Below are 19,482 nucleotides of genomic sequence, written 5' to 3'. Positions count from 1 at the left end.
CTGCGGGCGCATCACCGGGCGGTGTAGGCGGCGTCGATATGGGCCGTCTCGAACCCGAGACGGGTGTAGGTGTGCACGGCCGCGGTGTTGTCGGCCTCGGTGTAGAGGATCACCGCGCCGAGACCCCGATCACGCAGGTAGTGCAGGCCCGCGAGGGTGAGTACCCGCCCCAGACCGCGGCCCTGAGCTGCCGGGTCGATGGCCACCACGTAGACCTCACCGACCGCGTCGGAGGTTTCGTCCGGTTCGTGCACCTTGGTCCAGTGAAAGCCCAGGATATGTGTGGGGTCCGCGGGATCGGCGGCGATGAACAGACCCTTCGGGTCGAACCAGGGCGCCGCCCGCCGGACCGCGATCTCGGCCTCGGTCCAGCCGCCCTGTTCGGGATGCCAGTCGAAGGCGGCGTTGTTGACCCGCAAGATCTCCGCGTCGTCGGCGGGCCCGGCATAGGTGCGCAGCACGATGTCGGCGGGCACCTTCAATTCCGGTAGCTCGATGGTTGCCTGATCGCCGTCCGGAGCCTGCGTCAGGGCCCGTCGCATCTGCCACAGCTCCCGCGCGACGGTCAGTCCGAGCCGCCCCGCGACGGCCCGCGCCGGCGCCAGATTGCCGTGCGCCCAGATCCGGGCGCCCGGGCCACCCGCTTCGAGGGCCGCGGCGACGAGCGTCGCGCCGATCCCGCGTCCGCGCACCCGCGGATCCACGACGGCCTCGGCCATCGCCGGGTGATCACCGTGCGCGGGAACGAGATTCGCGTACGCGACGAGTTCGCCGTCGCGCTCGACGGCGAGGTGTCGCGTGCGTCCGACCGGCGCATCGGTACCGGCATCGGCACTGTCGTGTCCGGCCGGCCCGGATGCGGTCACCGAGAGCACCGCTTGTTCGGAGATCGGCGCGACGGCGTCGGCGGCATTCGCGCGTTCCACCAGGTCCACGATCTTCGCCGCGGTCGCTGGGGCCAATTCGGTGGTCCAGTCCGGCACCTGCACGCTCACACTCATCCCTCGCTCATCTGTACATATCCGCCGACACACCGGCCGTTCCGGCGACCGGCCCTTCCGACAACCGGCTCGGCTACCGCCCTGATTCCCGCCTGCGGCCGACACCGGTCCCGACCGCGGATTTTCTTTCGGCGCAATCCTTTTCGCGGGCCGATCGGCCGTGCAAAACCAACCGCACCCGGCATCCCGTTCGCGCTCCGGCCCACAGACCTCAGGACGGACTGCCGTTGACCTGGGTCAGCTGGTTGTCGTCCGCGCCGTCGTCGCCCTCGTCCGGGATGCCGGCCGCCTGCTCACCGCCCTTGTTGTTGGCCGAGCGCGCCGGCCGAACCGCCTTGTAACCGACGTTGCGGACGGTGCCGATCAGCGACTCGTACTCGCTGCCGAGTTTGGCTCGCAACCGCCGCACGTGCACGTCGACCGTGCGGGTGCCGCCGAAGAAGTCGTAACCCCAGACCTCCTGTAGCAACTGCGCGCGGGTGAAGACCCGGCCGGCGTGCTGCGCGAGATATTTCAGCAGCTCGAATTCCTTGTAGGTCAGGTCGAGCGGGCGGCCGCGCAACCGCGCGGTATAGGTGCCCTCATCGATGACCAGTTCGCCGAGCGTGATCTTGCCGGTGTTCTCCGGGCTGGCCGCGCCGCCGTTGCGGGCGACCAGCAGGCGCAAGCGGGCATCGAGTTCCGCGGGGCCGGTTCCCGGCAGCAGAATGTCGTCCAGCCCCCAATCGGCGTTGACCGCGACCAGACCGCCCTCGGTCAGCACCGCCACCACCGGCACCGAGGAACCGGTGCTGCCGAGCAGTCTGCACAGTCCGCGCGCGGCGGCCAGATCGGTGCGGGCGTCGACCAGAGCCACATCCGCGGTTCCCGCCTCGAGCAGCGATGCCACCTCCGTGGGCGCGGGCCGCACATTGTGCGGCAGCAGCGCCAGCGACGGCAGCACGGCTTCCGGGTTCGGATCGGAGGTCAGCAGGAGCAGCTCCACCGGCTCTCCTCCCAATCTGGCATGTCCGCGGGCAACCTCGACGTCAATCGCGAATCCATGCGCGTCGGCACAGGTAATTCGTGCCTACATTAGCGCGTGCGGGGCCCCGATCATGTATTCCGCACTCGCACGGGGACCAGCGATGATGGCCACCGCCGGGCCCACACCCGCGCGCCCCGTACGGTCCGGGCAGATATCTTCGTACCGGGTAGCCTCTCCTCGGGACACCCACGCCTCGTACCCCTCCGCGCGCGACCGCTGCGTTCCGCGCGCCCGGACGGCCTGAACTCGGAGCATGTGGATGAGAAAACTGATCGTCGGGCTGCTGCTGGTGGTCGCGATCGCCGTAGTGGTCGATTTCACTGCGGCGGCCTACTCGGAGTACCGGGTATCGCGGTCGCTGCGGGCCGGCGGTGAACTCAGCGCCGACCCCGAGGTGACCATTCACGGATTTCCTTTCCTGGCCCAGACCGCGCGCGGCGACTACCGCAACCTCGAGATCCGGGCCCGCGCGAACCGTCCCGACATCCCCGGCGAAATCCTGGTCGAGGCCACCCTGAACGGCGTCCACCTGTCGATGCACGATCTGGTGGACAACGACATGCGCTCGGTGATGGTCGACCAGGTGGCCGGCCGGATGCGGATCGAACCGGTCGAACTGGGGCGGCTGTTCAACATTCCGGACCTCGAGGTGGTCACCCGCCCGGCCGACAAATCCGACGGCACCGGCGGTTCCGGTGGCTCGGGCATGACCACCCAGGGCGCGCTGGTCCTCACCGGCACCATCCAGCTCGGCCCCGAGACCCGCAGTACCGATCGGGTCAGCGTGAAGGCCGATCTGTTCCTCGACGGCGATCAGATCAAACTGGTCGCCACCGACCTCTATCACGGCGGCGTCGACAGCAACGCGCCGACGACCACCGCCGCCGAACTGGGTCCCGACCTGGACAAGGCCGCGGTCCTGGCCCGCTTCACCCGAACCATCGACACCAAGGATCTGCCGTTCGGGGTCCCCCCGAAGAAGGTGCAGGCCATCGGCGGCAATATTGTGGTAGAGGGGGAAGGGGAGAATATTCGCATTGATATGGACAGGTTTGCCCGACCATGATTGAACTCACGATTCTGGCCGTCGTCCTGCTGGCCGGGGTGGCCGCGGGTATCGCCCTGCGCTATCGCGAGGGCCGCGTGCGGACGACCGAGACCGCCGAGATCGCGGGTTCGCGCACCGAACTGCTCAGCGCGGTCGGTGTCACCGAGGCGGTGCCGACCGTTCTGCACTTCTCCGCCGAATGGTGCGGTCCCTGCGCCGCGGTCCGCCGGGTGGTGGCCGGTGTGGTCGCCGATCTGGCCGATACCGTGCGGCCGCCCCGCGACGTCGAGATCGATATCGACGCCGAGGCCGAACTCGCGCGCGAACTCAACGTCCTGTCGCTGCCCACGACGTTCGTCTTCGACGCTCACGGGCGTGAGCGGTTCCGGATCTCCGGTGTGCCCAAGGCCACCGATCTGCGTAGTGCCCTTGCGCCGCTGACGGTTCCCGAGGCGGCCTGAACCTCCTGCTCACGAGGGCTTCCGAGCGTCGTTCCGCGCGGCGTGCGAGCCGTCCACGCGCCCGGCGCCCGGTCGAATTTCGTACCCCGGGTCCAATTCCCTCCCGAAACCGGGTAAACTGCTTGGCGTGCAAACCCGCCGAGAGCTGATGCTCACCCGACGCCGCACAGTCGATCTGTGCCGCCTCGGCGGTTGTTGCTGCCTGTGCATGTAGCCGGTCGGCCTTTCGTATCCCTGCCGCCGACCGGTTTCTCCACCGCGTGTGAGATCTCGTCGATCCCCCGGTGATCCGACCTATCTGACGGATAACCCGCAACCGGATAAGCCAGATAAGCCTTCCTTCAGCGCAGGAGCCCCCCGTGCCTCAGAACACCAACTCACCCACAGGTCAGGTGGACGTCCGCGGACCGCGGTTCGCGGCGTGGATCACCACCGGTGTCCTCGTGCTGGTCCTGATCGTCTCCGCCTTCTCGACGGCCGCCGCGGCGGTGCTGATCGCCCTGCAGGCGATCGTCTTCGCCATCGGCGCGCTGTACGGCCCGCGGCGCAGCCCCTACGGGTGGTTGTTCGCCACCTTCGTCGCGCCGCGTGTCGGCCCGGCGACCGAGACCGAGCCGGTGCCGCCGCTGCGGTTCGCGCAGCTGGTCGGTTTCGTCTTCGCGATCGTCGGCTTCATCGGCTTCGCGGCCGGATCCGGCGTGGTGGGCGCGATCTTCACCGCCTTCGCCCTGTTCGCGGCGTTCCTCAACGCGGCGTTCGGAATCTGCCTGGGCTGCAAGATCTATCCGCTCACCCAGCGGTTCACCTCGCGAACACCGGCCGCTTCGAGCAGCTCGACGAACTGACCGGCCCCCACAATCCACCGTTCATCTCTCCACATACCCCGGCAAGTCACATCGAAAGGAACAACATGGCTCGCTCCGATGTCCTGGTCTCCGCAGACTGGGTCGAAGAGAACCTCAACACCCCCGGCGTCGTGATCGTCGAGGTCGACGAGGACACCTCCGCCTACGACACGGGCCACATCGAAGGTGCTGTCAAGATCGACTGGAAGAAGGATCTGCAGGATCCGGTTCGGCGTGACTTCGTCAACCGGGAGCAGTTCTCGGATCTGCTGTCGGCTCGCGGTATCGCCAACGACGACACCGTCGTTCTCTACGGTGGCAACAACAACTGGTTCGCGGCCTACGCGTACTGGTACTTCAAGCTCTACGGCCACCAGAACGTCAAGCTGCTCGACGGCGGCCGCAAGAAGTGGGAGCTCGACGCCCGCCCGCTGTCGACCGATGCGGTGACCCGTCCGGCGACCACCTACAAGGCCTCCGAGCAGGACCTGTCGATCCGCGCCTTCCGCGACGACGCCATCCAGGCCATCGGCGTCAAGAACCTCGTCGACGTGCGTTCGCCCGACGAGTTCTCCGGCAAGATTCTCGCTCCCGCGCACCTGCCGCAGGAGCAGAGCCAGCGTCCCGGCCACATCCCCGGCGCCATCAACGTGCCGTGGAGCAAGGCCGCGAACGAGGACGGCACCTTCAAGTCCGACGAGGAACTGGCTTCCATCTACAAGGAAGCGGGCCTCGACGGCGAGAAGGAGACCATCGCCTACTGCCGCATCGGTGAGCGCTCGTCGCACACCTGGTTCGTGCTGCAGGAGCTGCTGGGCCACAAGAACGTCAAGAACTACGACGGGAGCTGGACCGAATACGGCTCCCTCGTCGGTGCACCGATCGAGTTGGGAGCGTAAATAGATATGTGTGCAGCACCTACCCAGGGTCAGGCCCTTCCGGCCAACGTCGACACCGAGAAGGAGACCGTCCTCACCGGACGCGTCCTCGATGCGGACGGTAACCCGGTAGGCGGCGCCTTCGTCCGCCTGCTGGACTCGAGCGACGAGTTCACCGCCGAGGTCGTGGCCTCCGGCACCGGTGATTTCCGCTTCTTCGCCGCGCCCGGCAACTGGACCATCCGGGCCCTGTCGTCGGCCGGCAACGGCTCGGCCAAGGTCAGCCCCGAAGGGGCGGGCGTCCACAACGTCGACGTGAGCGTCGCCAAGTAACACCGACGCGGAGCGATCGCCGGCAGGCGCCGGAAAACTGCGCTCATCGCACGCGAACGGCCCCGGGATTCGTTTCCCGGGGCCGTTTTCGTCTTCGCCTAGCGGGTCGTTAAACTCCGATATGTGGTCTTAACCTTCGAGATTCTGCTGGTCATCTGCTCCGTGCTGATCGCCTGGTTCGGGCTGTACGTCCTCTACCGGCTCTTCACCGAGTCGTGACGGATTCGGCGAGCGAGAACGTCGAAAACGCAGCGACCAACGGTCACGCCTCACAGGCGCACGCCGAGGGGCGCGAGCCCGATGACGCGGCTCGCCGCAGTGCCGATGACGCGGCTCGCCGCAGTGCGGACGATGCGGCTCGCCGCAGTGGCGACGAGGCGGTAGCCGACGCTGCCGAGCGCGCCAAATCGACCGGTGGCCGCAACATTCCGCAGCTGCCGGGTCTGCCGCTGCCCGAGGACACCGCGAATCTGCGGCTGGGTCCCGACCTGAGCGCCTCCATGCTCGCGCTGCTGCCCCTGGTGGGCGTCTGGCGTGGTGAGGGCGAGGGCAACGATCCCGAGCGCGGCGGCGACTACCACTTCGGCCAGCAGATCATCGTCTCCCACGACGGTGGCGACTATCTGGCCTGGGATTCCCGTTCCTGGGTCATCGACGCCGAAGGCAACTACTCCGGCCCGGATCTGCGCGAAAGCGGCTTCTGGCGGGTCGGCATCGACGGCGACGACGAGGTCATCGAACTCCTGCTGACCCACAGCTCCGGCATCGTCGAACTCTTCTACGGTCAGGCCCTCACCCAGTCGTCCTGGGAACTGGCCACCGATGTCGTGATCCGCAGCCAGTCCGGCGCGGTGGTCGGCGGCGCCAAACGCCTGTACGGCATCGTCGAAGGCGGCGACCTCGGCTACGTCGAGGAACGAGTGGAAGCCGACGGCGCCCTGAAGCCCCGCCTCTCCGCCCGCCTCCAGCGCTACATCGGCTGAGCCGAACCCGGGTCCGAATACGCGGAGAGGCGCAAACGGGTACGGCCCCCGAGCCTTACCACGGAGATCTCGTCTCTCGCGGTCCCGGTCGGACAAACCGGGGGCTCGGGGGCCGGGTGACTGCCTTGGATTAGTTCAGCGCTCGCGCGGGGACCGAATCCACTGCAGCGGGCCGCGGTACGGGGACCACGGCTGTGGCGCTCAACCGGCAGCCACCTCACGCGTCCTCTGAATATCCATTCTTCGAACCACCTCCTTTCCCGTGTACAGACGAAACTACCGGCCGCGGACGCGGGCCCGCAACGGATTTTTCGCAGAGCCGAATCCCGGCGCCGACCTGGGCATTCGCCCGGTCACGCGGGTACGCGGCGAGTGATCGATATCCCGCCGCCGGGTGCGACCGTGACCACCGTGTCGGCGCGGTGGTCGGGAGGCAGCTGGTGGGTGACGACGACCACCGTGCGGTCCGGGTCGACGAGACCGCTGGTTTCGTCGAGCAGTGCGCGCAGCAGTTCGGCGCCCGCCGCCGCCTCCATATGTTCGGTGGGTTCGTCGAGCAGCAGGGTGTCGGCGGGGGCGACTAGTGCGCGCGCCAGCAGCAGACGGCGGCGCTGCCCGCCCGAGAGCGCGGCCGCGCCGCCGACCAGATCCGTTTCCACACCCTCCGGCAGGGCGTCGAGCCACGGCCCGGAACCGACCGCACGTACAGCGTTTTCGGCCTCCGCATCGGTCACGTCGCCGCGGGCCACCCGGAGGTTCTCCAGGACGGACGTGCCGAAGACGTGGGCGTCCTCGGCGAAGAAGGTCCGGCCGGGGCGCGGTGTGCCGAACAGTCCGGCCCAGCTCATCAGCAACGTGGTCTTGCCCGCTCCGCTCGGGCCGACCACCGCGATCCGGCGGCCCGGCGGAAGGTCGGGCAGCGCGCGAATCAGCCGGGCACGCAGATCACCGGACGCGTAATCGGCCGGCGCCGAGGCATCGTCATCGGTAGCGACGTCCTCGGTAGCGACAGCCCGGGTCCGCAGCTCGGCCGGGTCGAGGGCACGAATGCGGCGTAGAGCGGCGCGACCCTTGGTGATCGCCTGCGCGGCGGCGGGCAGCACCGCCACGGCCTCGAATGCCGACAGCGGCAGCAGCACCAGTATCGCGAAGGCCATCGGGGTGATACCGCCGGCCGGTGCGGGTTGCAGCGGCTCGGCCGGTGCGCCGAAGCCGTTGCCGTACAACGCGATTCCGATCAGCAACGCGCCGAGCACACTGGCTCCGACGGACAGCGGGGTCGCCGTGGCCGCCCAGGCGCTGCGTGCGGCCGCCCGGTCCTCGGCGCGCACCGCGCGTGCCGAGGCGGTCGTGGCCGCCGTCATCGCCGCGTCGAGCCGTCCGGCGACCCGCAACTCGGCGGCGTGATCGAGCACGGTGACCGCCGCGGCACGGAACTCGGCACGATCGGATTGCACGGCCAGTTCGGCGTCGCGCGCCGCCCGCGCGGACAGCCAGGGCGCGAACCCGCCGGAGACCAGCAGGGCGACCGCGAGGATCACACCGGCGGGCACGGAAATGGTGGCGAGCAGGGCGACGGCGGCCACCGAGAGCAGGATCGCCACCGCGATGGGAACCACCGCCCGCACGACCACCGCTCCCAGGTCGTCGATATCCGCACCGATCCGGGTGAGCAGATCGCCCCGGCGCAGCAGGCCGGTCCCCCGCCCGGCGCCGCTACCCGAGTCCGGACGGCCGATCGCTCCCCCCTGCGACGGGCCGGCGGGCCGGCGTTGCGGTTGCTCGGACCGGCCGTCGCGTCGCAGCGTCCAGAAATCGGCGCGGGCGAGGGCCGCGTACACCGACGTACGGGCGGTCGTCATCGCGCGCAGTGCCACGTCGTGGGTCGCCAGCCGCTCGATGTATCGGAACAGCCCGCGAGAGATTCCCAGCGCCCGCACCGCGACCACGGCGACGCTGAGATCCAGCACCGGCGGCATCTGCCACGCCCGCGCGATCAGCCACGCCGCCAGCGCCGCCAACGCGAGTCCACTGCCCAGCGCGATCGTCCCCCAGCAGATCGATACGACCACGCGCCACGGGGAGATCTCCGACATTCGCCGCAGCTCTCGCAGTTCGGCCCACAGGGATTTCACGGCGTCCACTCCCCGGTCCTCGTCGGGGCGCTGCCGATCGGCGCCACGGGCGTGCCCGATGCGTGTGCATCGCCACGCCGCACCTCGCCCACCCGGTCCGCCGCTGCGGGGGCGACGTGCTCCGGCACACCATCCGGCCGCGAGGTACCCGGCCCGGGACAGGCGGAGTCCTGTCCCTCCGTGCCCGGGGTTTCGGAGTGACGATCCTCGCCGCCGGGAAGCTCGGAATCCACGGGGAAGCCATCGCCCGTGCGCCGAGTCCAGCCCACGGCGCGATGCGTCAGCCCTTCTTCGACGTCGTCGTACGCCCGAGAACCGCCGGCCCCGTCGATCGGTGGCTGCGCCCGGCGAAGGCCGAGACCGGCCGACTCGCGTTGCGCGGCAGGGTGTTCCGCCGGGTTCGACTCCGTCCGCGCGTGTACCTCGATGATGTGATCGGCGATGGCGAGCACCGACGGCCGATGCGCTACCACGACGACCGTCGCACCCGCGCGGGCCCGTTCGGTGAGGGCCGCGAGCACGGTGGCTTCGCTGCGCTCGTCGAGATGAGCGGTGGGCTCGTCGAACAGCAGAATCGGGCGGTCGGCCGCGAGCACGCGCACCAATGCCAGGCGCTGGCGCTGGCCGAGGGACAGACCGAGGCCGCCGGGGCCCACCACGGTGTCCCAACCGTCGGGAAGTTCGGCGAGGACGGCGTCGAAACCCGTTGCCGCGCACGCCTTGTCGACGGCTTCGGCGCGGCGGGCCGCCTCATCGCCGCCGTCACCGCGCCCGGCAGCGCCCGCACGGGCGCCGAAGAGTTCGAGGTTCTCGCGCAGGGTGCCGGGCAACAGCACCGGGCGTTGCGGCAACCAGGCGATATGTGACCACCACTCGTCCGGATCGAGCTCGCCGACCGGGCGCCCACCCACCAGAACGGCACCCCGTTCCGGTGACATCAGGCCCAATACCGCTTGCAGCGCAGTCGATTTCCCGCTTCCGTTGGGGCCGATGAGGGCGGTCACCGCTGCCGGTCGCAGCACACCCGACAATCCGGCGGGCGCGTACCCGCCCCGTGCGCGCACCCACACGTCACGCAGTTCGACATCTCCGGTCCCCGGTCCGCGCCAGCCCGGGACTCGCAACGCGGGCGGCCCGCCGGATCGCCGGGCACTGCGGTCATCTGCTCGCGAAGGTCCGGTGCGCGTGGGGGCCGCTACCGGGACATCCCGCGTACCGGGGACGGCCGCGGAAAGGTTCCGCGGGTCGGGCCGGTCCGGATCCAAGACCGCGAAAGCTCGTTCTGCAGCGGCCATTCCGTCCTGCGCGGCATGGAATCTCTCCCCCACCGCACGCAGCGGCAGATAGACCTCCGGGGCGAGGATCAGGCCCAGCAGGCCCGCATACAACCCCATATGCCCGAAGACCAGCCGCATGCCGATCGACACGGCGACCAGCGCCACGCACAGGGTGGCCAGCATTTCCAGCACCATCGACGACAGGAACGCCATCCGCAGTGTCGCCATGGTCCGCTTGTGCAGCGCCTCGCCCAGGTCGCGGACCCGATGCCGCATGGTCGGCGAATCGCCCTCGGCGGCAGCGGTTTCCCGGCCGAGCGCCCGCAGCGTCGGCATCCCGGCGAACAGGTCGAGCATCTGCTCCGACAGCCGGGTGGTGGCGGCCAGGGCGTCGGCGGCACGGCCCTGGGTCATCAGCCCGATCAGGATCATGAAGATCGGGATCAGCGGCAGCGTCACCAGAATGATGATCGCCGCGGTGAGGTCGTGCACGGCGATCACGGCCAGCACGATGGGCGGTACCAGCACCGCGAGCAACAGCGCCGGCAGATAGCCGGTGAGATAGGCGCGCAGACCGCCCAGCCCGTCGCCGACCACCACCGCGAGTTCGGTACGCCGGCTTTCCAGGTCGCGCGGCGGCAGCGCGGCTCCGGCGGCCAGCACGGAATTCTCCAATTCCGCGACCACCTGCGCGCCGGCCCGATGCGCCAGCCGCGACTGCCACCAGGTCGCCAGCGTCCGCACCGCGATCGCCGCCGCCAGGATCGCCAGCTCGGCCGTCCACGCGCCGACCGTGCGCCGGCCGGGATCGGTGACGACGCCCGCCGCGATCCGGGCCAGCATCAGCGCCGCGACCACGATGCCCGCCGTGATCACCAGCGACAGTCCCACGCTGATGATCAGGTAGCGGCGGGCCGAGCGGGCGTGGCGCCACAGCCGGGGATCGACGGGTCGGGCCACGGGGACCTACCGCGCGCCGCTGCGCATCGACAGGCCGATGGGCGCGGGGATCTGCTCGACGGTGATGCGCTTGCGGAAGACCCAGTACGTCCAGCCCTGGTAGATCAGCACGACCGGGGTCAGCACCACCGCGACCCAGCTCATCACGACCAGCGTGTAATGCGTGGAGGAGGCGCTGACGGTGGGATGCCCGTCGACCGTCCGGCCGTCGACGGTGAGCCCGTAGGCGGCGTCGATGGTCGACGGCAGCACGTACGGGAACAGCGCACCGAACAGCAGGACGATCGCGGCGATCACGGTGACGGCGGTGCCGGTGAACGCCCAGCCGTCACGGTGCCGCAGCACCGCGCCACCGGCGAGCAGCAGACCGAAGACCGCCACACCCAACGGAATCCACGTCCAGCCCTGGCCGTGGGCCACCTGCGTCCACAGCGCGAACGCGCCGGCGACCACGGTGGCCGGCAACCAGACCACGCGGGCGATCCGCTCGGCACTGTCGCGAATATCGCCGCCGGTCTTCAAGGCGATGAACACCGCGCCGTGCAGGATGAACACCAGCAGCAGCGTCAGGGCGCCGAGCAGTCCGTAGGGGTTGATCAGCCCGAGCAGACCACCTTCGATCTGCCTGTGCGCGTTGAGCTGTACCCCGTGCACGATATTCGCGAAGGCCAGCCCCCAGGCCAGCGCGGGCACCCAGGACCCGAAGACGATCGCGGCGTCACACCACTTGTACCAACGCGGATCGTGAATCTTGCCGCGCCATTCGATCGCCACCGCGCGCACGATCAACGCCACCAGAATCAGCAGCAGCGCCAGATAGAACCCGGAGAACAGGCTGGCGTACCACTCCGGGAAGGCGGCGAACATCGCACCGCCGGCGGTGATCAGCCACACCTCGTTGCCGTCCCAGACCGGCCCGATGGTGTTGAGTACGGCGCGCTTTCGCGTTTCGTCGCCGCGGCCGATGATCGGCATCAGTATCCCGACGCCGAAATCGAAACCCTCGAGCACGAAGTAGCCGGTGAACAGCACACCGATCAGCAAGAACCAGAATTCGGGCAGACTCATCCTCGGCTCCTCAGTACGCGAACGAAAGCTTCTCGACCGCAGGCGTTTCCGTCTCCGCGGGTGGCTGTTCGGGTCCCTCGATCACATAGCGCCGCATCAGGAAGAACCACACGACCGCCAGGGCGCCGTACAGCAGGGTGAACACGATCAGCGACGTCAGCACGGTGCCGGCGGTATGCCCGGAGACGGCCTGCTGCACGGTCATCCGGATGGCCGGATTCCCGGTCGGATTCGGTGCGACCACCCAGGGCTGGCGGCCCATTTCGGTGAACACCCAGCCCGCGCTGTTGGCCAGGAACGGCGTCGGAATGCAGATCAGGCTCACCCACTTGAACCAGGGCTGATCGGGTATCCGGCCGCGCCGGGTCATCCAGAAGCCCAGCAGCGCGATCACCGCCGAGCCCGCCGCCCAGCCGATCATGGCGCGGAAGGTCCAATAGGTGACGAACAGATTCGGCCGGTAGTCACCCGGGCCGAATTTCTCGTTGTAACTCGCCTGCAGGTCCTTGACGCCCTGCAGCGTCACGCCGCTGAACCTGCCTTCGGCGAGATACGGCAGCACGCCGGGCACCTCGAGGACGCGGGTGATGCTGTCGCAGTTGTTGTGGGTGCCGACGGTGAGTATCGAGAACGAAGGGTCGGTTTCGGTGTGGCACAACGATTCCGCCGAGGCCATCTTCATCGGCTGCTGTTTGAACATCAGCTTGCCCTGAATGTCGCCGGTGAATACCAGTGCGATACCGGCGATCACGATCACCCACATCCCGGCGCGGGCGGCGGGCCGCCACATACCGCGCGCCTCTTCCAGCAGCTCCGGATGGCCCGAGCGGGCGTTGCGGACCATCCACCAGCCGCCGATACCGGCCACGAAGGTGCCGGCCGTGAGGAACGCGCCCGCGACGACGTGCGGGAAGGCCGCCAGCGCGGTGTTGTTGGTCAGCAGTGCGCCGATGCTCTCCAGTTCCGCGCGCCCGGATTCGGGGTTGTACCGGGCGCCGACCGGATGCTGCATGAACGAGTTGGCGGCGATGATGAAGTAGGCGGAGGCGTTCACGCCGATCGCGACCAGCCAGATGGTGGCCAGGTGGACCAGTTTCGGCAGCCGCGACCAGCCGAAGATCCACAGGCCCAGGAAGGTCGATTCCAGGAAGAACGCCGCCAGGCCCTCCATGGCGAGCGGGGCGCCGAAGACGTCACCGACGAAGCGCGAGTATTCGCTCCAGTTCATACCGAACTGGAACTCCTGCACGATGCCGGTGGCGACGCCGAGCGCGAAGTTGATCATGAACAACTTGCCGAAGAACTTCGTCAGCCGGTACCAATGATCCTTACCCGTGATCACCCATGCGGTCTGCATCCCGGCGACCAAGGGCGCGAGGCCGATGGTGAGCGGTACGAAGATGAAGTGATAGACGGTCGTGATCCCGAACTGCCAACGTGAGACGTCGACGACATCCATCCGGCGGCCTCCTGTGTCATGCGGGACATCCACACGTACTACGACATGTCGTAGTAGAGCCTACGCCGGAACAGCCGTGGGGCAACGAGTCCTACGTCACGACATTCCAACAATTATTGCTGCGCAGTAACGGGTTCCGATTCCGACGCTCCGAACTGTCGGTCGCATCAGGTCCAGTCGGCGATATTCCAGGCCCGCTCGATCCCGCGATTCACGAGATCCGCGATCTCTTCGGCACAGTCCGGCGCCGACATCCGCAGCCCGTCCAGCGTCGTCACCCGCGCGGCCAGCGTGATGCTCGACAGTAGCCAAACACTGTCGGCGGTAACGAGATCCGCGGTGAACAGTGATTTGTAGCTGCAGTCCCAGCCGGCCTTACCCGCCTCGGCGAACAATGCGCGCTGGGTGATACCGGGCAGTACGCCGTCACGCGCGGGCGGGGTGAGCAACTGCTTGTCGCGCTGGATCACGACCGTCGAGCGCGGTCCCTCCAGCACGCGATGCTCGGTGCTGGTGAAGATCACGTCGTCGGCGTCCTGGCGGGCCGCGAAGCGCAGCGCCGCCATATTCGTCGCGTAGGAGAGCGTCTTGGCGCCGAGCAGCAGCCACGGCGCGGTGGTCGCGAGTTCGGTGGAGATACCGCGCGTGAGGGTGATCACCGAAATACCTTCGGCGCGAGCCTTACTCACCCGCTCGGCGACCGCGCTCACCAGCACGTAGCCGGTGAGATCCGGTGCCGGGCCCGACAGTTCGCCCGAACCGACCCGTCTGGAGTCGGCGCCGTCGCGACCCCGGGTCACGATCATGCGCAGCACGCCCTCGCGGTCGGACCCCCATTCCTTGACCGCGGCTTCCACCGCGGTGCGCCACTGGGCGACATCGGGGTCCGGCAGGTCCAGAGCCTGGGCCGAGCGGCGTAGCCGAGCCAGATGTAATTCCAGTGCACTTGCTTTGCCGTCCCGCACCAGCACGGTCTCGAAGACGCCGTCGCCGCGCAATGCGCCGATGTCGTCCGCGTAGAGCAACGGCTCGTCCGGATTCCGGACGGTACCGTCGAGTGTCACCAGAACTCGATCCACCATGCGTGGCAGCCTAGGCGAATCGAGCGCATCAGGCGTGGGTACGCAATCGCCGGGCAACGCCCGGGCGAGCCCCGCGCCGGCAGGCGGATCCCCGGCATACTCACCGCACACCTGCGGCAACCCGTGGCACGGCGCGGGTCGGCGCGACCGCCTATTGTGGAAAACGTGTCCGTGGTTGCCGCCCCCAGTCCACTGCTCGGTCTCCCAGGGGCCGTGCCCGGCCCGCCCGAAAGTCCCGATGCCGCGGTCGCCTGGCATTACGGCGATCCGTTCGGGGAACAGCGCGCCGCGGCCCAGCGCGTCGCCCTCGTGGACCGTTCCCACCGTTTCGTGGCGAGGATCACCGGCGCCGAACGGCTGAGCTGGCTGCATACGATCTCCAGCCAGCACATCGCCGAGCTGAGCGACGGCCAGTCCGCCGAGAATCTGGATCTGGACCTCAACGGCCGCGTCCAGCACCACTTCGTGCTCACCGAACTCGACGGCACGGTGTGGATCGATACCGAAGGCGACCGCGGCCCCGCGCTGCTCGACTTCCTGCAGAAGATGGTCTTCTGGGCGGACGCGAAACCCGAGGCCGCAGCGGACCACGCGGTCCTGAGCCTGCTCGGGCCGCGGGTGAGCGACCTGACCGAGACGCTCGGTATCGCCGCCCTGCCGCAGGTGTACGGCGCGGTCGCCCTGCCCGGCGGCGGCTTCCTGCGCCGGATGCCGTGGCCCACCGAGGACTCCTACGACCTGGTCGTGCCGCGCGAGCGGCTGAGCGAACTCTGGACGGCGCTGACCGCGGCCGGCGCCGAACCGGCCGGACTGTGGGCGTTCGAGGCGCTGCGAGTGGCCGCGCTGCGCCCGCGTATCGGCGTCGACACCGACGACCGGACCATTCCGCACGAGGCCCACTGGATCGGCGGCCCGGACGAATTCGGCGCGGTCCATCTGAACAAGGGCTGCTATCGCGGGCAGGAAACCGTCGCCCGCGTGCACAATCTCGGTAAACCGCCGCGGCATCTGGTGTTGCTGCACCTGGACGGCTCCGCCGATGCCCGGCCCACCGCCGGTGACGCGGTGACCGCCGGCGGCCGCGCGGTCGGCCGGCTCGGCACGGTGATCGACCATTTCGAACTGGGGCCGATCGCACTGGCGCTGGTCAAACGCGCCATCCCCGCCGACACCCGGCTGGAGGCCGGCCCGATGGCCGCCGCCATCGATCCGGATTCGATCCCGTCCGATGACGAGCCGCAGGCCGGCCGGCTCGCCGTGGACAAGTTGCGCGGCCGGTGAGCGCGCCCGCAGCGCCCCGGGAAATCGGCGCGATCGGCCACGTGCTCGCGGTCTGTGTCCTGCATGCCGAACTCGAGGTGCCCGCGAAGGTGAGCCGGGTCGGCCGGACCGCGATCGACAAGCGCCCGGTCGCCGACCGGGTCGCGGTACGCACACTGGGCCTGGCCGGTGACCACGTCTGCGATACGAAACATCACGGCGGCGTTCACCAGGCCGTCTACGCCTATGCCGACGAGGACGCGCGGCAGTGGGGCGAGCAGCTGGGCCGCACGCTCGCTCCCGGCTGGTTCGGTGAGAATCTCCGAGTGTCCGGACTGCCGGTCAGCGATGCGGTGATCGGTGAGCGCTGGCGCGTCGGCGAGGCGGTGCTCGAGGTGAGCGCACCGCGCGTGCCCTGCGCGACCTTCGGGCACTGGTCCGGTGAGAAGCAGTGGGTCAAGCGCTTCACCCTGCAGGCCGATACCGGCGCCTACCTGCGGGTGCTGACCGAAGGCACGATCGGTGCCGGCGACCGGGTGCACGTCGACCACATCCCCGAGCACGGCATCACGGTCCGCGACCTGTTCACCGGCCACGATCCGGCCCGGCTGGAGCGTCTGCTGACCGCGGAACCGACGATCTCCGACGATGTGCGCATGCAGATCGCCCGGCACGCGCGGCGGGCCGGCAACGGGGCGCGGGCCACCGCGCCCTCCGAAGGGTTCGGTATCGCGACGGCGTCGGATGCGGCGCCGGGCCGGACGACGTCGAAGCCGGCGGCGGCCGGGGCCGGCACCTTGCACTCGGTGATGCCGAGCGGGGCAGCGGCGCGGCCGAAGGCAGCGGGTGCGACGGCGTGCGGCGACGTGGAGCGAGGAGACCGGCCATGAGTGTGGAACTGGTGGAAGTGGTTCGCTCCGGCTTCCGCGAATGTGTCCACCGTGGGTCAGTGGTGATCATCGAACCCGACGGGGAGCCCTCGCTCGCCCGCGGTGAGGTACATCTGCCGATCTTCCCGCGGTCGACCAACAAACCCATGCAGGCGATCACCTTGCTGCGCAACGGTTTCGAGCCGATCGACGAGGCCGAACTCGCCATCGCCACCGCCTCGCATTTCGGCGAACCCGAGCATCTGGCACTGGTACGGCGGTTGCTGGAGCGCTTCGGCTTCGACGAGAACAGCCTGGGGTGCCCGCCGGATCTGCCGATGGGCGAACAGGCCCGTGCCGAGGCGCTGGCCGGGCGCGATCGGCACTCGGCTCCCCGCAAGATCTACATGAACTGCTCGGGCAAACATGCCGCGATGCTGGCGACCTGTGTGATCAACGGCTGGCCGGTGACCGGATATCTCGACCCCGCCCATCCGCTGCAGCAGGCGGTCACGGCGACGATCGCCGACATCACCGGCGAACCCGAGACCGACCTCGGCATCGACGGCTGCGGCCTGCCGATCGTCCCGGTCTCGTTGATCAACCTCGCCCGCGCCTACGCCCGTCTCGCCACCGCGGCTCCCGGATCCCCGGAACGCCGGGTCGCGGACGCGATTCGCCACCATCCCCGAGTGATTTCGGGCACGGACGCCCCCGATCTCGAGACCATGCGCGCGACCCCGGGACTGGTGTGCAAGATCGGGGCGGACGGTGTGCACGCCGGGGCCCTGCCGGACGGCCGTGCCTTCGCCTACAAGATCGACGACGGCCACGATCGGGCCCGGATGCCGCTGACGCAGGCGATTCTCCAGCGTATGGGGGTCGAGTGGACCGAGGCCCATACCGCGCTCGCCGGGCCGCCGGTCCTGGGCGGCGGGGCGCGGGTCGGCATCATCCGGGCAATCCCGGGTGCGGTGTAGAAGCTCACCATTTCGCCGAAGCACCGCTCGACCGCCCCGCCGACGGTGGATGTTCCGCAGTCTTCACCCACTCCTGGAAGCGCGACCGCCTGACACACGCTAAAGTGTCTGTCAGGAAGATTATTAATTCGAACGGGGCCGCCAACCACCCCAGGCCGCCCCGCAGTGACGCGAGGGGGTCAGCCATGGGCCGTGGCCGGGCTAAGGCAAAGCAGACCAAGGTTGCACGCGAGCTGAAGTACAGCTCGCCGTCGACCGACTTCGCGAGCCTTCAGCGCGAGCTGTCGGGGCACACCCCCCGGCGGAGCGGTGTGCTGTCCGAAGAACACGATTCGGACGAATCGCTCAAGCGCTGGGAGGAAGATGAGGACTACGACGACTGGCGCCGCTGACTCGAATCGACGTGTTGCAGGGGGAGGCCTGAGGGGCCTCCCCCTTCGCACGTCGGCCAGCGTTTTCGGCCGATAGGTCGACCGATCCCACCTCGATGAGGGCTCGTAGTACGGGTTGCCGCCGCGGATATCAGTGATACCGAGGGCGGCATTACCCGGGTTCAACATGCCTCGGCACCTGCCGCCCGGCCTTGCTTTCGCCGGTCGCCGTCGAATGCCGCAGCGGCTCGGCCGTAACGACGATCGCCTCCCCGGACCGGGCCGTACCCGGATCGAGGAGGCGATCGAATTTCCGGTCAGAACCGGGGATGTTCGCCGAGCAGCGCCACGCGCGCGGCGTCGGCGTCCTTGGCCTTCTTGACCGATCCCAGGGTCCAGCATTCGATATGCCGCGCGGTCAGCACCGCGAGCGCACGATCGGCATCCTCGGGGGCGACGACGGCGACCATGCCGACGCCCATGTTGAATGTCTTCTCCATCTCCGCCCGCTCGACCCGGCCGCGCTGCGCGATCAGCTTGAAGATCGGCGCGGGATTCCAGGTGCCGCGGTCGATTTCGGCGACCAGCCCGGCCGGCAGTACGCGAGCCAGATTGTTCGCCAGGCCGCCGCCGGTGACGTGAGCGAAGGTGCGCACATCGGTCTCGGCGATCAGCGCCAGACAATCCTTGGCATAGATCTTGGTAGGTTCCAGCAACTCTTCGCCCAGGGTGCGGCCGAATTCCTCGACGTGCCCGGTGAGGGCCATCCGATCGATGTCGAGCAGCACCCGGCGCGCCAGGCTGTAGCCGTTGGAATGCAGGCCCGAGGAGCCCATCGCGATGACGACGTCGCCGGGGCGGACCCGGTCCGGGCCCAGCACCTCGTCCGCCTCCACGACGCCGACACCGGTCGCGGAGATGTCGTAGTCGTCGGCGCCCATCAGGCCCGGATGCTCGGCGGTCTCGCCGCCCAGCAACGCACATCCGGCCTGGATGCAGCCCTCGGCGATACCGGACACGATCTGCGCGACCCGTTCCGGCACCACCTTGCCGACGGCGATGTAGTCCTGCAGGAACAGCGGTTCCGCGCCGCAGACGACCAGATCGTCGACGACCATGGCGACCAGGTCCAGGCCGACCGTGTCGTGCTTGTCCAGCGCCTGCGCGACCGCGATCTTGGTGCCCACACCGTCGGTGGAGGCGGCCAGCAGCGGTTCCCGGTAGCCACCCTTGAGCGCGAACAATCCGGCGAAACCGCCCAGACCGCCCTGCACCTCGGGCCGGCTGGCCTTCTTGGCCAGCGGCGCGAACAACTCGACTGCGCGGTCGCCGGCCTCGATGTCGACACCGGCGGCGGCGTAGGACGCGCCTCCGGATTGGGCCTCGTCGGCGCCGGTGTCGTTCACACCGGCACCACTCGGGGTCTGCTCAGTCATTGTTCGGGA

Annotated in this window: 16 protein-coding genes and 2 pseudogenes; 10 read left to right on the top strand and 8 right to left on the bottom strand. The window is 69.0% G+C overall.

Features of this window, described 5'->3' with window-relative positions:
- Positions 1 to 11: 11 nt before the first annotated feature.
- A complete protein-coding gene (gene mshD / locus ON23_RS02920) occupies positions 12 to 1,001 on the bottom strand; it encodes a mycothiol synthase (protein ID WP_039776046.1) in 990 nt (329 codons plus the stop codon).
- A gap of 211 nt (positions 1,002 to 1,212) precedes the next feature.
- Positions 1,213 to 1,986 (bottom strand): winged helix-turn-helix transcriptional regulator, encoded by a 774-nt coding sequence (locus tag ON23_RS02915; protein WP_036497800.1) that lies wholly within the window; start codon positions 1,984 to 1,986, stop codon positions 1,213 to 1,215.
- A 301-nt stretch (positions 1,987 to 2,287) separates the two neighbouring features.
- On the opposite strand from ON23_RS02915, the gene ON23_RS02905 reads away from it, so the two are divergent.
- From ON23_RS02905 to ON23_RS02870, 6 genes are all read left to right on the top strand, one after another.
- Entirely contained in the window at positions 2,288 to 3,094 is an 807-nt protein-coding gene (locus ON23_RS02905; protein WP_039776089.1) for an LmeA family phospholipid-binding protein, read from the top strand.
- Positions 3,091 to 3,537, top strand: a complete 447-nt coding sequence (locus tag ON23_RS02900) for a TlpA family protein disulfide reductase (protein WP_039776042.1) — start codon at positions 3,091 to 3,093, stop codon at positions 3,535 to 3,537. The genes ON23_RS02905 and ON23_RS02900 overlap by 4 nt, the downstream gene beginning before the upstream one ends.
- A 359-nt stretch (positions 3,538 to 3,896) precedes the next feature.
- A complete protein-coding gene (locus ON23_RS02890) occupies positions 3,897 to 4,382 on the top strand; it encodes a DUF4395 domain-containing protein (protein ID WP_039776039.1) in 486 nt (161 codons plus the stop codon).
- 65 nt (positions 4,383 to 4,447) lie between these two features.
- On the top strand, positions 4,448 to 5,281 hold the full coding sequence (locus ON23_RS02885) for a sulfurtransferase (RefSeq protein WP_039776038.1): 834 nt from the start codon (positions 4,448 to 4,450) through the stop codon (positions 5,279 to 5,281).
- A 6-nt stretch (positions 5,282 to 5,287) separates the two neighbouring features.
- Positions 5,288 to 5,593, top strand: coding sequence for a DUF1416 domain-containing protein (locus ON23_RS02880; RefSeq protein WP_039776036.1), 306 nt, complete (start codon positions 5,288 to 5,290; stop codon positions 5,591 to 5,593).
- Positions 5,594 to 5,808: 215 nt separating this feature from the next.
- Positions 5,809 to 6,576, top strand: a complete 768-nt coding sequence (locus tag ON23_RS02870) for a heme-binding beta-barrel domain-containing protein (protein ID WP_039776034.1) — start codon at positions 5,809 to 5,811, stop codon at positions 6,574 to 6,576.
- Positions 6,577 to 6,929: 353 nt separating this feature from the next.
- Here ON23_RS02870 and cydC read toward each other — a convergent pair whose 3' ends face one another.
- The 5 genes and pseudogenes from cydC to ON23_RS02845 form a co-directional block, all read right to left on the bottom strand.
- Entirely contained in the window at positions 6,930 to 8,672 is a 1,743-nt protein-coding gene (gene cydC, locus ON23_RS02865) for a thiol reductant ABC exporter subunit CydC (RefSeq protein ID WP_051041888.1), read from the bottom strand.
- A gap of 452 nt (positions 8,673 to 9,124) precedes the next feature.
- Positions 9,125 to 10,948, bottom strand: a pseudogene (gene cydD / locus ON23_RS02860) (thiol reductant ABC exporter subunit CydD); the annotation flags it as partial.
- A 6-nt stretch (positions 10,949 to 10,954) separates the two neighbouring features.
- The gene (cydB, locus tag ON23_RS02855; protein WP_039776032.1) at positions 10,955 to 12,016 is read right to left on the bottom strand and encodes a cytochrome d ubiquinol oxidase subunit II; all 1,062 of its coding nucleotides are present in this window, start codon (positions 12,014 to 12,016) and stop codon (positions 10,955 to 10,957) included.
- A 10-nt stretch (positions 12,017 to 12,026) separates the two neighbouring features.
- On the bottom strand, positions 12,027 to 13,475 hold the full coding sequence (locus tag ON23_RS02850) for a cytochrome ubiquinol oxidase subunit I (protein ID WP_039776030.1): 1,449 nt from the start codon (positions 13,473 to 13,475) through the stop codon (positions 12,027 to 12,029).
- Between the two features lie 167 nt (positions 13,476 to 13,642).
- Complete coding sequence (locus tag ON23_RS02845; protein ID WP_039776029.1) at positions 13,643 to 14,557, bottom strand: aminodeoxychorismate lyase; 915 nt, start codon at positions 14,555 to 14,557, stop codon at positions 13,643 to 13,645.
- Between the two features lie 165 nt (positions 14,558 to 14,722).
- Here ON23_RS02845 and ygfZ point away from each other — a divergent pair, with 165 nt between their 5' ends.
- The 4 genes and pseudogenes from ygfZ to ON23_RS02825 all read left to right on the top strand — a co-directional run bounded on the left by ygfZ (position 14,723) and on the right by ON23_RS02825 (position 18,058).
- Positions 14,723 to 15,838 carry a CAF17-like 4Fe-4S cluster assembly/insertion protein YgfZ gene (gene ygfZ, locus ON23_RS02840; protein WP_373282158.1) on the top strand — a complete coding sequence of 372 codons (1,116 nt, stop codon included), beginning with the start codon at positions 14,723 to 14,725 and terminating at the stop codon, positions 15,836 to 15,838.
- Positions 15,839 to 15,861: 23 nt separating this feature from the next.
- Positions 15,862 to 16,485: pseudogene (locus ON23_RS02835) on the top strand (MOSC domain-containing protein); the annotation flags it as partial.
- 218 nt (positions 16,486 to 16,703) lie between these two features.
- Positions 16,704 to 17,666 carry an asparaginase gene (locus ON23_RS02830; protein WP_039776027.1) on the top strand — a complete coding sequence of 321 codons (963 nt, stop codon included), beginning with the start codon at positions 16,704 to 16,706 and terminating at the stop codon, positions 17,664 to 17,666.
- A gap of 185 nt (positions 17,667 to 17,851) precedes the next feature.
- A complete protein-coding gene (locus tag ON23_RS02825; protein ID WP_036497777.1) occupies positions 17,852 to 18,058 on the top strand; it encodes a DUF3073 domain-containing protein in 207 nt (68 codons plus the stop codon).
- 296 nt (positions 18,059 to 18,354) lie between these two features.
- Here the strand turns inward: ON23_RS02825 and purM are convergent, their stop codons facing one another.
- Positions 18,355 to 19,473 (bottom strand): phosphoribosylformylglycinamidine cyclo-ligase, encoded by a 1,119-nt coding sequence (gene purM / locus ON23_RS02820; RefSeq protein WP_051024195.1) that lies wholly within the window; start codon positions 19,471 to 19,473, stop codon positions 18,355 to 18,357.
- Positions 19,474 to 19,482 lie beyond the last annotated feature (9 nt).

Source organism: Nocardia cerradoensis NBRC 101014, from assembly GCF_000308535.1.
GTDB lineage: Bacteria > Actinomycetota > Actinomycetes > Mycobacteriales > Mycobacteriaceae > Nocardia > Nocardia cerradoensis.
This window is presented reverse-complemented; position numbering and strand designations above follow the sequence as displayed.

Coding starts and splice junctions, on each gene's coding strand:
- ON23_RS02825 (WP_036497777.1), top strand. CDS start 17,852: ATGGGCCGTGGCCGGGCTAAGGCAAAGCAGACCAAGGTTGCACGCGAG.
- cydB (WP_039776032.1), bottom strand. CDS start 12,016: ATGAGTCTGCCCGAATTCTGGTTCTTGCTGATCGGTGTGCTGTTCACC.
- purM (WP_051024195.1), bottom strand. CDS start 19,473: ATGACTGAGCAGACCCCGAGTGGTGCCGGTGTGAACGACACCGGCGCC.
- ON23_RS02885 (WP_039776038.1), top strand. CDS start 4,448: ATGGCTCGCTCCGATGTCCTGGTCTCCGCAGACTGGGTCGAAGAGAAC.
- cydC (WP_051041888.1), bottom strand. CDS start 8,672: ATGTCGGAGATCTCCCCGTGGCGCGTGGTCGTATCGATCTGCTGGGGG.
- ON23_RS02880 (WP_039776036.1), top strand. CDS start 5,288: ATGTGTGCAGCACCTACCCAGGGTCAGGCCCTTCCGGCCAACGTCGAC.
- mshD (WP_039776046.1), bottom strand. CDS start 1,001: ATGAGTGTGAGCGTGCAGGTGCCGGACTGGACCACCGAATTGGCCCCA.
- ON23_RS02830 (WP_039776027.1), top strand. CDS start 16,704: ATGAGTGTGGAACTGGTGGAAGTGGTTCGCTCCGGCTTCCGCGAATGT.
- ON23_RS02845 (WP_039776029.1), bottom strand. CDS start 14,557: ATGGTGGATCGAGTTCTGGTGACACTCGACGGTACCGTCCGGAATCCG.
- ON23_RS02900 (WP_039776042.1), top strand. CDS start 3,091: ATGATTGAACTCACGATTCTGGCCGTCGTCCTGCTGGCCGGGGTGGCC.
- ON23_RS02850 (WP_039776030.1), bottom strand. CDS start 13,475: ATGGATGTCGTCGACGTCTCACGTTGGCAGTTCGGGATCACGACCGTC.
- ON23_RS02905 (WP_039776089.1), top strand. CDS start 2,288: ATGAGAAAACTGATCGTCGGGCTGCTGCTGGTGGTCGCGATCGCCGTA.